The 14,655-nt window shown below is 46.8% G+C and carries 12 protein-coding genes and 1 riboswitch; of the genes, 5 read left to right on the top strand and 7 right to left on the bottom strand.

The features are described 5' to 3' along the window. Positions 1-19 precede the first annotated feature (19 nt). The 6 genes from QFZ81_RS36500 to QFZ81_RS36475 all read right to left on the bottom strand — a co-directional run bounded on the left by QFZ81_RS36500 (position 20) and on the right by QFZ81_RS36475 (position 8,278). On the bottom strand, positions 20-1,198 hold the full coding sequence (locus QFZ81_RS36500; protein ID WP_307435710.1) for an MFS transporter: 1,179 nt from the start codon (positions 1,196-1,198) through the stop codon (positions 20-22). A 20-nt stretch (positions 1,199-1,218) separates the two neighbouring features. Beyond that, on the bottom strand, positions 1,219-1,551 hold the full coding sequence (gene nirD / locus QFZ81_RS36495; protein WP_307435713.1) for a nitrite reductase small subunit NirD: 333 nt from the start codon (positions 1,549-1,551) through the stop codon (positions 1,219-1,221). Positions 1,552-1,565: 14 nt separating this feature from the next. Continuing rightward, on the bottom strand, positions 1,566-3,998 hold the full coding sequence (nirB, locus tag QFZ81_RS36490) for a nitrite reductase large subunit NirB (protein ID WP_307606694.1): 2,433 nt from the start codon (positions 3,996-3,998) through the stop codon (positions 1,566-1,568). Positions 3,999-4,625: 627 nt separating this feature from the next. Beyond that, positions 4,626-6,110, bottom strand: coding sequence for an HD domain-containing phosphohydrolase (locus tag QFZ81_RS36485; protein ID WP_307606692.1), 1,485 nt, complete (start codon positions 6,108-6,110; stop codon positions 4,626-4,628). 166 nt (positions 6,111-6,276) lie between these two features. Beyond that, positions 6,277-7,722: a flotillin family protein gene (locus tag QFZ81_RS36480; RefSeq protein WP_307435720.1), complete on the bottom strand. Its 1,446-nt coding sequence runs from the start codon at positions 7,720-7,722 to the stop codon at positions 6,277-6,279. A gap of 37 nt (positions 7,723-7,759) precedes the next feature. Next, positions 7,760-8,278, bottom strand: a complete 519-nt coding sequence (locus QFZ81_RS36475; protein ID WP_307435724.1) for an NfeD family membrane protein — start codon at positions 8,276-8,278, stop codon at positions 7,760-7,762. 199 nt (positions 8,279-8,477) lie between these two features. Here QFZ81_RS36475 and QFZ81_RS36470 point away from each other — a divergent pair, with 199 nt between their 5' ends. The 3 genes from QFZ81_RS36470 to QFZ81_RS36460 all read left to right on the top strand — a co-directional run bounded on the left by QFZ81_RS36470 (position 8,478) and on the right by QFZ81_RS36460 (position 12,292). Then, positions 8,478-10,043, top strand: a complete 1,566-nt coding sequence (locus QFZ81_RS36470; protein WP_307606690.1) for a copper amine oxidase N-terminal domain-containing protein — start codon at positions 8,478-8,480, stop codon at positions 10,041-10,043. A 123-nt stretch (positions 10,044-10,166) separates the two neighbouring features. Then, a complete protein-coding gene (locus tag QFZ81_RS36465; protein ID WP_307606687.1) occupies positions 10,167-10,517 on the top strand; it encodes a hypothetical protein in 351 nt (116 codons plus the stop codon). A gap of 176 nt (positions 10,518-10,693) precedes the next feature. Then, a complete protein-coding gene (locus QFZ81_RS36460) occupies positions 10,694-12,292 on the top strand; it encodes a copper amine oxidase N-terminal domain-containing protein (protein WP_307606686.1) in 1,599 nt (532 codons plus the stop codon). A 71-nt stretch (positions 12,293-12,363) separates the two neighbouring features. On the opposite strand, the gene QFZ81_RS36455 is transcribed toward QFZ81_RS36460, so the two are convergent. Then, the gene (locus tag QFZ81_RS36455) at positions 12,364-13,719 is read right to left on the bottom strand and encodes an 8-oxoguanine deaminase (RefSeq protein WP_307606684.1); all 1,356 of its coding nucleotides are present in this window, start codon (positions 13,717-13,719) and stop codon (positions 12,364-12,366) included. 62 nt (positions 13,720-13,781) lie between these two features. Then, positions 13,782-13,878: riboswitch (purine riboswitch) on the bottom strand. A 226-nt stretch (positions 13,879-14,104) separates the two neighbouring features. Here QFZ81_RS36455 and QFZ81_RS36450 point away from each other — a divergent pair. Both QFZ81_RS36450 and QFZ81_RS36445 read left to right on the top strand, forming a co-directional pair. Then, complete coding sequence (locus QFZ81_RS36450; RefSeq protein WP_029196201.1) at positions 14,105-14,305, top strand: cold-shock protein; 201 nt, start codon at positions 14,105-14,107, stop codon at positions 14,303-14,305. 65 nt (positions 14,306-14,370) lie between these two features. Continuing rightward, the gene (locus QFZ81_RS36445) at positions 14,371-14,571 is read left to right on the top strand and encodes a cold-shock protein (RefSeq protein ID WP_082562262.1); all 201 of its coding nucleotides are present in this window, start codon (positions 14,371-14,373) and stop codon (positions 14,569-14,571) included. Positions 14,572-14,655: the final 84 nt, after the last annotated feature.

Raw genomic sequence — 14,655 nt, 5'->3', positions numbered from 1 at the left:
CCAAAGGGATCTTCTCTACTTAAACTGCTGTCGCGCCCTGTTTGTTGATCACCATACGTTTAGTCGCATGATTCATATATAGACAACCGCATGCAAAGAGCATAAGCATGACGAACCCAAGTGTATATGCGCCTGATAAATCTTTAATAATGCCGAGTACGATCGGCGGAAAAAAACCGCCGACACCGCCTGCGGCGCCAACGATACCCGTTACCGCACCCGTATTGCCTGAAGAAACCTCCGGAACCATTTTAAACACAGCCCCATTCCCTACTCCGAGTAAAGCAGCTGCGACCAGACAGCTCGCACTGAACCCGGCAAATTGATGCAAGGACGCCGACATGGCGAGCGAGGTAATGATGATACCCCCAAACACAACCACCAGAACTCTGCGTGAACCGATACGGTCCGCCAAATATCCGCCTAAGGGGCGAATGAGCGTGGCAATAACAACAAATCCAGCCGTTTTCACGCCCGCTTCCGTTGCCGACAACTGAAATAAATCTTTGAGAAATGTTGGCAAGTAGACGCTGAAAGCCACGAAACCTCCGAATGTCAGAAAATAAAAAATAGATAAATACCACGTCGATGGTTCTTTAAGCACAACCATTGATTGTTTGAACGTCTTCACCTTGGACGGTGCAGGTAAATCCTTCGTTCCGATCCAAAAGAGCGCCGTTACGATCACAATCATGATCGCTAGGCTCCAAAACACCCATTGCAAACCGTAAATGTTAAAGACAAAGGGCAAAGCGTAACTCGCCGCCGCTCCGCCCAAATTGCCGAGTCCGGCTAATCCAAGCACGAAACCCTGTCTCTCCGGCGGGAACCATCTGGATACATACGTCAGGGAAATGGCAAAAGTCGTCCCAGCCATCCCGATAAACAGTGCACACAGCAGCAGCAGCCAATAAGAATGGACCCATCCTGCTAGCAGCAGAGGAATCACAAGAAACAGCATCGTTGATGCAAATACTCGCTTACCGCCGAAGCGATCCGTATAAATCCCCATCGGGATTCGCAGGATAGATCCTAGCAAAACCGGCGTGGCGATCAGCACACTTTTTTGAATAGTACTGAGATGAAACAGTTCCTGAATTTGTCCGGCAATCGGGGAAAATACACTCCAGATGACGAAGGAAGCCATCATAGCCATTGTTGATAACCCTAGCGCAAGGGCGGATCCATTTGGTCGCATAATTACGGCACTCTCCTCGGCTAGGATGCCAAGATACTTTCCTCTGCAATATGCAGATACATATCTCCGCTCTCATCCACTTCCACCTGGAAGCTAGTTACACAGCCTTCGTCCGGCGCTTGGACGACTCCGTCGTGCAAATCGATCTTCCAATCGTGCAGCGGGCAAAATACGTGATGATCACACACGATGCCTTCGGAAAGCTTACCCGCTTTGTGCGGGCAGCTATTCTCAATGGCTTTGATCGCACCGTCCGAAAGCTTGAACATCGCTATTTCTAAGGCGCCGATCCGAACCACCCTTGATCTTTTTTCCGCAATTTCTGAAATGTTCCCAACGTGAACCCGTTTCATATGCTTCATCCCCTCTATTTCAAAATAGACTCTGCCGACTGTTCTTCTATCGGAACGAACGTCTTGCGCAGCTCTTGCTGTTCAATGATTTCTTTCCAAGGATCTTTCATCAGATCGAGCGACTTCTCAATGCGCTCTATTAGAGCGGCGCGATCTTCTTTATTCTCCAGTGCAGCTTTGATCGTATCTAAACCGACACGTTCTACCCACTCTGCAGTCCGTTCGTTGTACTTCCCTGTTTCGCGATAGTACTGCAAGTAAGCACCGGACCATTCCAGTACTTCTTCTTCGGTTTTCACTTTGCACAGTAAATCGGTTCCGCGAAGCTTTGTTCCTCCGTTACCGCCGACATGCAGCTCCCAGCCTCCGTCAATCGCCACAACGCCAAAATCCTTGATCGTGGCTTCCGCGCAGTTCCGAGGACAACCCGATACAGCCATTTTAACTTTCGCCGGCGTGCCCAAACGCTCAAACTTCTTCTCCAGCTGAATACCCATGCCGATAGCATCTTGCGTTCCGAAGCGGCAAAACGTTGAGCCTACACACGTTTTCACTGTACGCAGCGACTTACCATATGCATAGCCTGAAGGCATATCGAGATCAGCCCACATGCCTGGTAAGTCTTCCTTCTTCACCCCGAGCAAATCGATACGCTGACCACCTGTCACTTTCACGAGCGGTACTTCGTATTTCTCTGCGATTTCTGCGATTTTTTTCAAATCCTTCGGCGTTGTTACACCTCCGTACATTCTCGGAACGACCGAGTATGTGCCATCCTTCTGGATGTTCGCGTGATTGCGTTCGTTCACAAAACGGGACTCTCTTTCGTCCTCATGCTCTTCCGGCCAAACCATGGCAAGATAATAGTTGAGCGCCGGGCGACATTTGGAGCAGCCTTCTGTATTCGACCATTCCAGTACATTCATGACTTCCTTCGATGTCGTCAATCTCATACCGCGGATCGCTTCCACCACTTCATCACGTCCGAGTGTCGTACAGCCGCATATGCCTTCTTTCACGGTTTTCACACCGTCTGCGCCGAGTACGTATGTGAGCACATCAGCTACAAGAGGCTTACAGCCGCCGCAGGAACCGGATGCTTTGGTACATGCTTTTATCTCATTGAGGCTGGAACAGCCTTTCTCTTGAATAGCCTGAACGATCGCTCCTTTGGAGACGCCGTTACAGCCGCAAACAATTTCGTCATCGCTCATTGATGCAACCAAATCTAGGCCGGATTTCGCTTTACCTCCACCTTCACCGAGCAGAACCGTCTTTTCTTTGCCTGTTACATCTTCTCCGTTACGAATCATCGCAAACAGGCGAGAGCCGTCACTGATGTCACCGAACAAAACAGCACCGATGACTTTGCCGTCTCTAATGACAACCTTCTTATAAATACCTTCGAAGTCGTCCTGCACGCGTACAGCACGGGTATCAGGTTTATCCGCATATTCACCTGCCGAGAACACGTCAACGCCCGATACTTTCAGCTTGGTCGATACGACGGAGCCTTGATAACCTCCGGTCTCTATGCCTGCGAGCCGTTTGGCAAGAACCCCGCCTTGCTCGTAGAGCGGAGCGACTAAGCCGTACGCTACACCGCGATGTTCGGCACATTCGCCGACGGAATAGATGTTAGGCACGTTCGTTTCGAGAAGGTCATTGACGACAATACCTCGATTGATCTCAATCCCGCTGCCTTTGGCAAGCGCAATGTTAGGGCGAATCCCTACGGCCATGACCACGAGGTCCGCTTCAACTTCCGATCCATCGGTAAAACGAAGTCCCGTAACACGTTTTTTCCCGAGAATCGATTCGCTGTTTTTCTTTAACAGGAACTTCATGCCTTGGCGTTCCAATTCTTGCTGCAGCAAGAGAGAAGCTGTTCTGTCGAGCTGCAGATTCATCAAGTATTCGTTAATGTGTACAACCGATACTTCCATATTCAGATTTAGCAGGCCACGCGCTGCCTCCAGACCGAGAAGCCCGCCGCCAATCACGACCGCCTTCTTGTATTTCTTAGCGGTTTCGATCATCGTCTCGCAATCTTTGATATCTCGGAAGGCGATGACGCCTTCTTTGTCCGCTCCAGGCAGCGGAAGCATGAAAGGCAGCGATCCAGTAGCGATGATCAGTTCATCGTAAGGGACGCTGACACCCCCGTCCGATCTAACGAGCTTGCGTTCCGTATCAATTTTGTTAACCGTATGCCCCGTATATAAGGTGATGTGATTTTCTTCGTACCAAGACCAATCATTGATAACAATGTCCTTCATATCGGCATCGCCGGCCAAAACCGATGAGAGCAGGATGCGATTATAGTTCGGGTGCGGTTCGCTTCCGAAGATTGTAATTTCGTAGCGGTTGGGCGCAAGCTTTAGCATTTGCTCAATACAACTGACTCCAGCCATTCCGTTTCCTACCATAACAATTTTTTTCTTCATTGTGATTCACGCTCCTGTATCGGTTGTATTGTGACATTCAATGTTAGTTAATGTATGAATTCTTTTATTTCCGTTACATCCTGTATTTTTGCGTCAAATTATCTAACATACGAACAATTACTAATAATGTACCTCATAAATTCGTATTTTTCAACAAAAATTTGTAGTTTTACTTAGCGAAACAAACAAATACTTTTTAATTTAACGAACATTTTGATCGATTTAGTGATTTATTGTTCGGTTTTAGAAATAAATTATAGTTATATTATGGAATATACGAACAATGAGCTAATTCTATGTGTTATCGAAAACGCTTTAATGTTATATTAAATAACATATCGGCATTATGCTGGACATTCACCTATTTCAAATTGCTATCTATACATCCAAAGTACCCCAACATATTATCCTCATGATTTTGTCAACTACATGAGAAGGCAAAAAAGGACCTCTCTGCTGACATTTCCGCACAATAGGCCTGGGTTTAGATCTGAGAAGGCCGAATCGGGCTTCTCAGCGGGGTTTTGCTGACGCCAGCGTTGCGAGAGTGCATAGCCTATTGTGGTAACAGAAAAAGGTCTCACAACCCGCAGTACCTGCGGCTGTGAGACCTTTCCTTCATACATTTTAAACCTTATAAACATCAATGAATCTTTGAGCGAATCGGGGATCCCACTGGGTCCCCTTTCCCTCCGCGAGAATGGCCAGCGCCTTCTCAATCGGCATCCCTTTCCGATAGGGACGATCGGAGGTCATGGCATCGAAGGCATCGGCTACCGCAATGATGCGGCCGAACTCGGGGATATCCAGGCCCTTCAGGCCATCCGGATACCCGCCGCCATCATAGCGCTCATGATGAGAGCGCACGCCTGGAAGCAGAGGCGCCATAGCTTCAGCGGGCTCGATTTGCTTCAAAATCAATTCGCCGAGCACAGGGTGCAGCTTGATTTGCTCGAACTCCTCGTCGGTGAGCCGACTTTCCTTCAGCAGCACGTCGTCGCGCACACCAATTTTGCCGATATCATGCAGCAGGGCCGTCTTGTTCAGTAGATCGAGCTCCTGCTCGTTCAAATCTACAGCTCGTCCAATCAACAAGGAATACTTGGCGACACGCGTCGAATGACCTGCAGTATAAGCATCCCGGGCATCGAGTGCAGCTGCTAATGTGGAATAGTAGCTCTGCAGCAGTTGGTTGTTCATCTTTTCACGCGTTTCAAGTCCCTTTACCATGTGGTTGAAACCAGCGACTAGCCGCGAAAATTCATCTGAATATAAATCTGAGGCTCTTACCTGCAGATCGCCGGATTGAACTTCTTTCATTGCCCTATATAAATCTCCAATTGGCTGTTGGATGTCTCTTGCCAGCATGCGCGCCCCTAAGGAGGAAAAACCGACTCCAAGCAGCAGAATAATACCCGCCCATTTCCAATAATCGACCGTCATCTCCGAGGACTGTGAAATCAAGCGAATTTGAGTTGCTAGACTAAACAAAAAGAGCGGCATAGTTCCAATTAGGAATGCGCTTAGCTGAAACTTTCGTTGAATCGAAACGATTACTCTCCCATCCAAGGAAACATCTTCACCGTATATACGTTGTCCCAATTCCCGAATATGTATGAGCACCGGCCTGATGGCCTGAGCTGTCGTGAAGAACTCTAGTAAAGCATGCATGCTCGCCACAAGCAGTGCACCAATACCGGCAAGTCCAATGTAAAAAACCGGAAGAGATAACCAACCTCTCGCAATCCCGATGCTAGCCATCGTCATAGCAGGGATCGATAAGCCAAGAAAGTGCGGTCCCATGATCCGCATCACGGAAAGCGCCGGAAATCGATGCGTTTGCAAATAGGCTTCTCGGATGGTTGCCAGATCTGGAGCCTCCTGCTCCAGCATCTCGCGAATCGGCTTCATGTGCCTACGAAACACCACGATTTCTGCAAGCATCATCACGCAAAGCGAGGTGATCATAACGAAGAATACGCGCACCATTTCCGCATTCGAAATCGTTAGTGTTGTAGAAATGATGACTCCGCCAACCACAACAACAGCGATCCCAGAGCCCATGATATAATTTAGCAATAAATTCCGTAGAAACTTTCTGTATACCTGCACGATGTAGGGTCCTCATTTCTTTGAAGCTATCGATCACTACGCTGAAATCTAGCGTTTTTCTCATTGTATAGCAATTTAACCAATTGCGCTTTAAATGTAAAACATTTTTAACAAAAAAAATCCTCAGCCTGGAAGCTGAGGACACTCACTACATTACTCATTCACGTTATTCCGATTCCTTATTCAAAATAAGTTCATTATCCTTGCCTAGAAATGCACGCGCAAGATCTGTCACGCTTTTACCTGTTAGCGTCTGTGTAATTTCCGGCACTTGCGCGATCATTTTGGCAATATCGCCTGTAATCCGATTCACGCCTGACGTTGTTCCATCTTGTGAGATCACCGTAATTTTATCTACATTACTCAGCGGGGCTGCAATTTTCTCAGCTAATTCCGGCAGTATGCGAAGAATCTCCACCGTAACCGCCGCCTGCGTGTACTGCTTGTAAGCCTCCGCTTTCTTCTCCAGCGCTTCAGCCTCCGCAAGCCCCGCCAAGCGGACGACCTCCGCATTCGCTTTCCCTTTGGCGAGCTCCGCTTCGGCCGTCGCTTCGCCGCGTTTTCTCGTCGACTCGGCATCTGCCTCGGCTTCGAGAATTTGCCTCTGTTTATTGACTTCGGCGCGCATAATGGCTGCTAGCTTCTCCGCTTCAGCCGGCTTAATGACCGACGCTTCGAGCTCTTTCTCCTTCAGCTCAACTTCTATCTGGCGAACTGTCTTGTTCGCCTCCGCTTCCATCTGCCGGATCTTCACCTGTTCCGTTACGAGCGACTGTTGAATCTGCTTCTGCTTCAATTCATAAGCCAAATCCGCTTCAGCCTGCCGGCTCGTCGTTTCCTGCTTGAACTCCGCTTCCTTCATGCTGAGCTCTTTGCGGTACTGCGCTTCCTTCGCCGAAGCAGCGCTCTCCGCCTCAATCTTTAACTGATGGGCTTCCGCTCGACGAATCGCGGATTCCTTCTCCGTATCTGCCTGACGAATTTGGATATCCCGCTCCACTTCAGCTCTGGCAATACTCGCACTTTTGCGGATACGTTCCACTTCCGGCACGCCCAGGTTCTCAATGTATCCTTGATCATCAGCCACTCGTTTGAGCACAAAGGAGATGAGGCTCAGACCCATCTTATCCAAATCCTCCGAACACGTTTCCCTCATCTTGCTGTTGAGTTCATCCGGATTCTTCAGAATAGATTCAACTGGCAGCTGCCCAACCAACCCGCGAAGATGCCCTTCTACCGAATGCAAAATCATCATTTCCCGCTCCAGCAGTGTGTGGTCAAGAAACTGCTCCGAGGCTGTGCCGATCGCAACTGGATCACTTTGAATCTTGATTTGTGCCACCGCCTCAATCTTGAGTCTTATCCCCTGTTGGGAAAACATAGGTTGATCCGGCTTCACATCGAAGCTCATGAGCATCATGGAGATCGTTTTAAAGCTTTGAAAACCAGGGATGACGAACGTCCCTCCGCCTTGTACGACCCTTTTACCACCTAAACCATACACAATCATGGCTTCGTTCGGCGGTACTTTCTTGTACGCTCTCACAATGGAAGCCAGTAAGATAAAAACGACAACTACAATGGCAACAACCGTATACAAAATCCCCAACATAAACGCATAACCTCCCAGTAGTTAATTGCAGCTGCTATTATTGGTTAAACCTTGTTACCGTCGCAATCCCTTTATTCATGTGCAAAACGACGACCTTCGTCCCTTTCGGAATGGATTCCCCATTCTCAGAACGAACACTGATGGAACGCGTAGTGCCATGCATTACAAACATCATTTCGCCCGTACCCTTCCCATTAATCGGCACAGACAGCTTCCCTAACTGACCACTTAGATCAAAATCGCTCTCTTTCATGCTGTGGTCATGCTTATAAATAACTTTGACGTAGAGAAGGAAGAAGAGCCATCCTACGAAGAGACCAGCACCGATTGCGATAAGCAGAATGAGCAGAACACTCGTCATCCCAACTTGATTCAGCATATACCCAATCCCGCCAAACACTGTCAAACTAGCTAAAATGGAAGATAAGTTAAAAAAAGACGGTCCACCATGGGCATGGGCAGCCCCGTTATCCGCATGGAAATCGCCACCAAAAAACGTAATAAGAACCGTAAGTACAAGGCCTACAAAGAAACATATGGCAAACAACGTCATCATAGACAATTACCTCCTAAGAGTTTTGCTTTAGCAAATTTACCTTGTACGCATTACGCCTCATAAATATAGACGAATTTGGTAATAAAAGGTTTCGCTCAAAAAAATTTACTTCTAACAGCGAATCCTTCGGCTTTTTTTCGCGTATAATCATTGGACGTCTTTTTACTATTTTTATTAAACCTAAGGAGTAGATTATCACATGTACAAAAAGAAATTGACTTGGTGGATCTCCGCCGCAGTGGTTCTAATGATGTTTACTTTATCAGGCTGCCAGGCTGTGCAAGGTTTAGACCTTGCTGGGGCTATTCAGAATGACTGGGCCGTGAAGTCCTCAGAATCCAAAGGTACCTTGCAACTCGAGTTTGTGCCCGGCGACACTTCTATGCTATCCACTGATGAGCAGAAGGCACTAACCGCTCTGCAAAACGTGAAAATCGAACTCACCAATGTGAAAACACAAGATGCACAGCACCTTTCGGCAGATGGTACGATTACATATAGTAAAGGCACTATTCCTTTCAAACTTGCAACCGAGGGCACCAAGTTCATTTTGAGTGTCGAGGGCGCGAAGAAACCGATTGTTTTCGATGTCTTAGGAGGTTCTAATTTAGCGTTTACTAAGCTGTTACCCACAGCCGTGCAAGAACAGTTCGGCAACAAAATTGCAGATATTAAATCCGCGATTATTGGACTTATTTTAGCTAATACGCCTAATCCGTCGAACATATCCGTCACACCTGTCACGGACAAAGTGAATGGTGAGTCCCTATCTCTGCAAAAAGCGCATATCGAGCTTAGCGGCACTGAACTGGCTTCCCTTCTCAAAAAGCTGCTGAGTAATGTTCTTGCTGATGAAGCTGGATTGAAAGAACTAATCAGCCAATTGTACGATGCCCTTTCACCCATTATTGAGGAGCAAATCAAGGGCGGATCTACCGACTTTTCTTTAAAGATTTTAAGTAATAAACAGTTAGCTGTTGGACTTGTCTACCCGCCTGTTCAAGATTTCCTGAAGAAAACAGCGGCGTCCTTGGATAAAATGATTGCCGGAGATGCCTCCAACGAGCCGGGCATTCTGCCGATTCAGGATCTATTTAACAGCAAATCAACCCTTCAAGCAGATGTTTACACAGATGCTGATAAGCAAGTCCGCAAGCAAAGCCTTGCACTGAATGTCCCTCTTACAAATACGAGCTCAGGCGTTGCTGCTCTCAAGCTGTCTTATGTAAGTGAGACTTGGAATATTAATAAGCCGGTCACGGCGAATACCATCAACATTTCTGGCGGTGCGCTAAATGTAGGTCTGGAAGCTTCTTCTATCTATAGCTTATTGAATAACCTTGATAGGCAGTCTCTCATTTACAAGCTGCTCAAGGATGATTTGAAAGTAACGAAAAAAGAAGTCAATCTGAAGTTGAACGAAGGTGCTTCCGGGGCTGAATCCGATACCCCACAGCCTTTTATTAATTCAGATAACAAAACGATGGTGCCTGTGAGATTTATTTCTGAAAAGCTTGGCGCTGAGGTTGGCTGGAACGGAGATCTTCAACAAGTTACCATCAAAGACCTGTTGTCAGGTGCAACGATCATCCTGAAACTAGACAGTAAGATCGCAAGTGTGAACGGTGCTTCTGTGGAGTTGGAAAGTGCGGCTACGCTCCATAACGGATCCACTTTCGTGCCAATTCGATTCATAGCGGAGCAGCTCGGCGGCAAAGTTTCCTTCAATGACGATACACGTGTAGTTACGATTAAACGCGACTAACCTGATTGAATTAGACACGAGTGGTCGATAGCACCTTTTTTGGGCGGCTGAATAGTCTAGTAGTGAACCTAGGCAAAAAGCCTTGCTGCTAAGTGCAGCCGCACGAAAAAGGAGCGAAACCATATGTATACGAATCCACCGTATCACCCTAGTCACCCTGGTCATCATGGTCATCAAGGGCCTCATGTTCTCTTTCAGGCAGATCCGAATTGGCAGCACATGCTAAAGCAGAAAAGAGATACAATCTTAGGTGCACTCCATCCGCATATCGGTCGCACCATTCGCGTCACAACGTTAGAAGGACATACACATGAAGGTGTTTTGGTTAACGTGGATGGACACCATGCTTACCTTCAAATAAATCCGCATGGGCATCCTCATGGTCAGCATAGACCCATCTATACGCCAGCTCAATACAACCAAATCATGACGCTTGTCCTCTTCGAATTATTGGTTATTGTACTGCTTTCCTAAGACAAAGCTCGTTCTCATCGGGTCATTAAGACCTCTGAGAAGCGAGCTTTTCTATTCGTTTATGTTAAACCATTGTAAAATTTTTCTAATCAAAGCGCATCTTTCCCTCTTTTTCTGCGTATAATCTATCACTGCTATTTATTACTAGCTATTATATCTAAGGAGTAGATTTGTAGATGCAAAGAAAAAGATTTACTTGGTGGATTTCCACTGCATTAGTTATTATGCTTTTGGCGTTAACGGGGTGTCAGGCTGTTCAAGGGCTAGATTTGGGGCAAGCTATTCAAAATAGTGCCTCCATTCAATCTGCCGAGTCCAAAGGCTCACTTCAAATGGACATCATCACAGGTAACACCGACGGCTTGTCCGCTGATGAAAAACGGTTGATTGACGTCTTGCATCATGTAAATTTAGAGCTGAAAAGCGTTAAAATGCAAGATAAGCAGCACATCTCTGTAGAAGGTGCTCTTACTTACAGCAAGGGATCTATCCCCTTCCAGATCAACGTAAATGGGACCAAATTTACTATACAGATCGAAGGGGCTAAGAAACCGCTTTTCTTTGATCTGATGGCGGCGCAAGCTGGTTTAGCTGGCTCATCTTCTGCAGCGCTATCTTCCGACATGCAGCAGCAGTTACTCAAGAAAGCAGAAGAATTATGGCCTGCATTGCTCAAGTTCTTCTTAACCAATGCTCCTAATCCGGAACATTTCTCCGTAGCTTCCGTGTCCGAGCCTGTGAATAGTGAAACACTTTCCATGCAAAAGGCCCACATAGAGATTAAAGGCAATGAGCTCGTAGGCCTTCTGAAAGCATTCCTAACGAACATCCTCGCCGATGAAAAGGGAATGAAGGAATTGATTGGTCAGCTCCACGACGCATTGGTGCCTATTATTAAAGAAGAAATGAAAGCTTTCCCCTCTAAGAGTGGGTTCAGTTCTGAATTGCCAGACCTTATGATGGCTTACCTTGATAACAAGACGTTAGCTGTTGAGTTTGTTTACACAACCATTCAACAATTTCTTAAGAAAGCTCTCGACGAGTGGGATAAGAACATGGAGGACACACTTTCTTCCGTATCCGACTCTCAAGTGAAGGCATTACTGAGTGATAAAACCGTACTTAAGACCGACTTTTTCATCGATAACGATAAACAGATTCGCAAAGTAAATGCAGAGTTTACACTCCCCATCACAGAGGTTAGCGCGGGAGTCAGTGCCCTTAAATTTACTTACACCAGTGAAATATGGAATATCAATAAGCCTGTTACAGCTAGTGTAATTGATACCTCTGGCGGGGTATTGAACCTGAGCGAGGTAACAGCCAACAACGATTCCTTCCTAACCTATTTCAACAAAGATTCTAAGTTCTATTCATTTCTGAGAGAAGATTTGAAAATAGCAAAAAAAGACATTCATTTGCTGATGAGTCAGGGCGATGACGACTACAAGTTCGATTCCTCCCATCCTTTTATCAATGAGGATCAAGTGTCCATGGTGCCCGTTCGATTCATTTCGGAGAGGCTTGGCGCGCAAGTGAAGTGGAACGCAGACTCCAAGCAAATCACAGTGAAAGACGAACTTAACGAAAAGACGATTGTTCTGACACTTAACAGTAAAACAACGAGTGTTAACGGATCATCTGTTCAATTGGACAGCGCCCCGATCCTGAAGAATGGCTCCACTTTCGTACCTCTTCGTTTTATCGCCGAGCAGCTTGGCTGTAAGGTTGGTTTTGATAATAAAACAGGTAGTGTAACCATTACAAGAGAATAGCCTTCGCCTTCGCCTAAGCCAAAAGCTCGCCCTCATTCGGTCTATATGACCGGTGTGAGAGCGAGCTTTTCTCATGGCTGGATGAATCTTTCGAACGAATCCTGACATTCTCTCGCTAATTTCTCCTCATCAGCTCCAACCAGTCTGCCGTTCTCGACGACAACTTTCCCATTCACAATCGTATAATCAACCGGACGCTTGAGTCCTACTGTACCTAGCCATGACTTCGGATCAGTCAAAGTCCCTACAGCGTCAATTTGATCAACACGCACCATGAACAAGTCTGCTGCCTTGCCAATCTCCAGCGAACCAATATCTGTTCTCCCTAATATTTCCGCACCGCCTCTGGTTGCTACCTTCAAGAGATCATAACCGGTCGGCGCCTGACTGCTAGACTGAAGTCTATGCAAGAGATACGAGACTCGGAGTTCCTCTAGCAGATTCGAGCCATCGTTTGAGGCGCTCCCATCAACGGCTAAGCCCAAGGGAATCCCCATCGCAAGCATCTCGGGAACCCTGGCTATGCCGGACGAAAGCTTCATATTCGAAATAGGGCAATGCGCAATTCCTGTTTTGGTATGTGCAAGCAGCTTCATTTCGTCATCGTTAAAATGTATCCCATGCGCATACCACACATCGGGGCCTAACCAGCCCAGACTTTCCATGTAGGCCAAAGGCCTCATGCCGAAACGTTCGAGCGTGTAGGCTTCCTCGTTCTTTGTCTCAGCTAGATGCGTGTGCAGCCGCACACCCTTCGACCTGGCGAGCTTCGCCGATTCCAGCAGGATATCCGCGGATACACTGAACGGTGAACACGGAGCGAGCACTACCTGCCGCATGGAGCCTGCGCTGGCATCGTGATAGAGATCAATTAGCCTCTCACTATCGGCTAGAATTGTATCTATGTCCTGAACAACGCTCATGGGAGGCAGCCCTCCCTGATCCTTGCCAAGCGTCATGGATCCTCTCGAAGCAACGAAACGGATACCAAGGCGCTCCGCGGCTTCGAACTGTTTATCTACAAAATGGGAACTATTTTGCTGTGGAAACACATAATGATGGTCGAAAACGGTCGTACAACCGTTCTTCATCAGATCAGCAATCCCTGTAAGCGAGCTATGGTACACGGCGTCCGGCGTAATCCCTTTCCAAATTTCGTAGAGATAACGCAGCCAGTCGAATAACTCCAGCTTCTGCACCTGCGGCAGATTGCGCGTGAACGTTTGATACAAATGATGATGCACGTTAATGAGACCGGGATACACGAACATCTGCGACGCATCAATCACCTGGTCTGCCTCGTACAGGTCCTTCCCCATCTTCACTATCCGATTATCTTCAATCAGGATATTCGCCAGTTCCAGCACACGATCCTCTGCATCCACCGTTACAATTGCTTTTGCATTGCGAATCAACAATGAACCCATCCTTTTCTTCCTCCTCAACGTAAATGAGGAAACCAAAAAAATCCTAACAACAAACACAATATATGAGCATATATTGTGTTCGTAGTTAGGATTTAGGTTCCCAGTAGAGCCCCCGAACCGAATTATCGAGGTTATACGAACTATGAAGTTGTGTCTTGCAGCTTACAATTAGCCCCAGTATAGAGCAGAGAATGGCGGTTAGTCAATATTTATCGACGCAACGACTTTGTGATAAATTTTTCGATAAATGAATTTTTAGTAAAAATGGAATAAGCTCCCCTATAAATGGATATATTATCAAAGCTGCGTTAACAAGCTATCGGGATCTACGTGGTCTTCGGAAACAGGGCGCAGGCACAAATTATTTTTGGAGGTTTTTGTATACATGGAAACAGGCACGGTTAAATGGTTTAATGCAGAAAAAGGTTTTGGTTTCATTGAAATGGAAGGCGGCAAGGATGTCTTCGTTCACTTCAGCGCTATTACTGGGGAAGGCTTCAAAAGCTTGGATGAAGGCCAAAGCGTACAGTTTGAAGTTGTTCAAGGTAACCGCGGACCGCAAGCTGAAAATGTAGTCAAGCTGTAGTCCTTCACCACATATTGCTTTAACTGCTTGCGAGTCTGAGTCTACTATGACAAGGAGGAGTTCGATTGTACTTTTCAAAGAAATCGTTGGAACCTGTCCCCGAGGAGCAAACCAGCATCTGGACCTGCAGCACAGAACAGTGCTCATGCTGGATGAGAGATAACTTTTCATTCGCTGATAGTCCTGCATGTCCAATTTGCAATTCATCCATGGTCAAGGATTTAAAGATGCTCCCAACCTTATCGAACACAAGCAGCAGGCGATGAATGCAAGAAGGTAGCAATTGATTTCACGAGAAACCCTTGCGCCTCCGAATGGAGGCGTTTAGGGGTTTTTGTTGTTGTTACGTT

The sequence above is a fragment of the Paenibacillus sp. V4I9 genome, assembly GCF_030817295.1.
GTDB lineage: Bacteria > Bacillota > Bacilli > Paenibacillales > NBRC-103111 > Paenibacillus_E.
The sequence above is the reverse complement of the archived record's forward strand: the minus strand, read 5'-3'. Positions and strand labels throughout refer to the sequence as shown.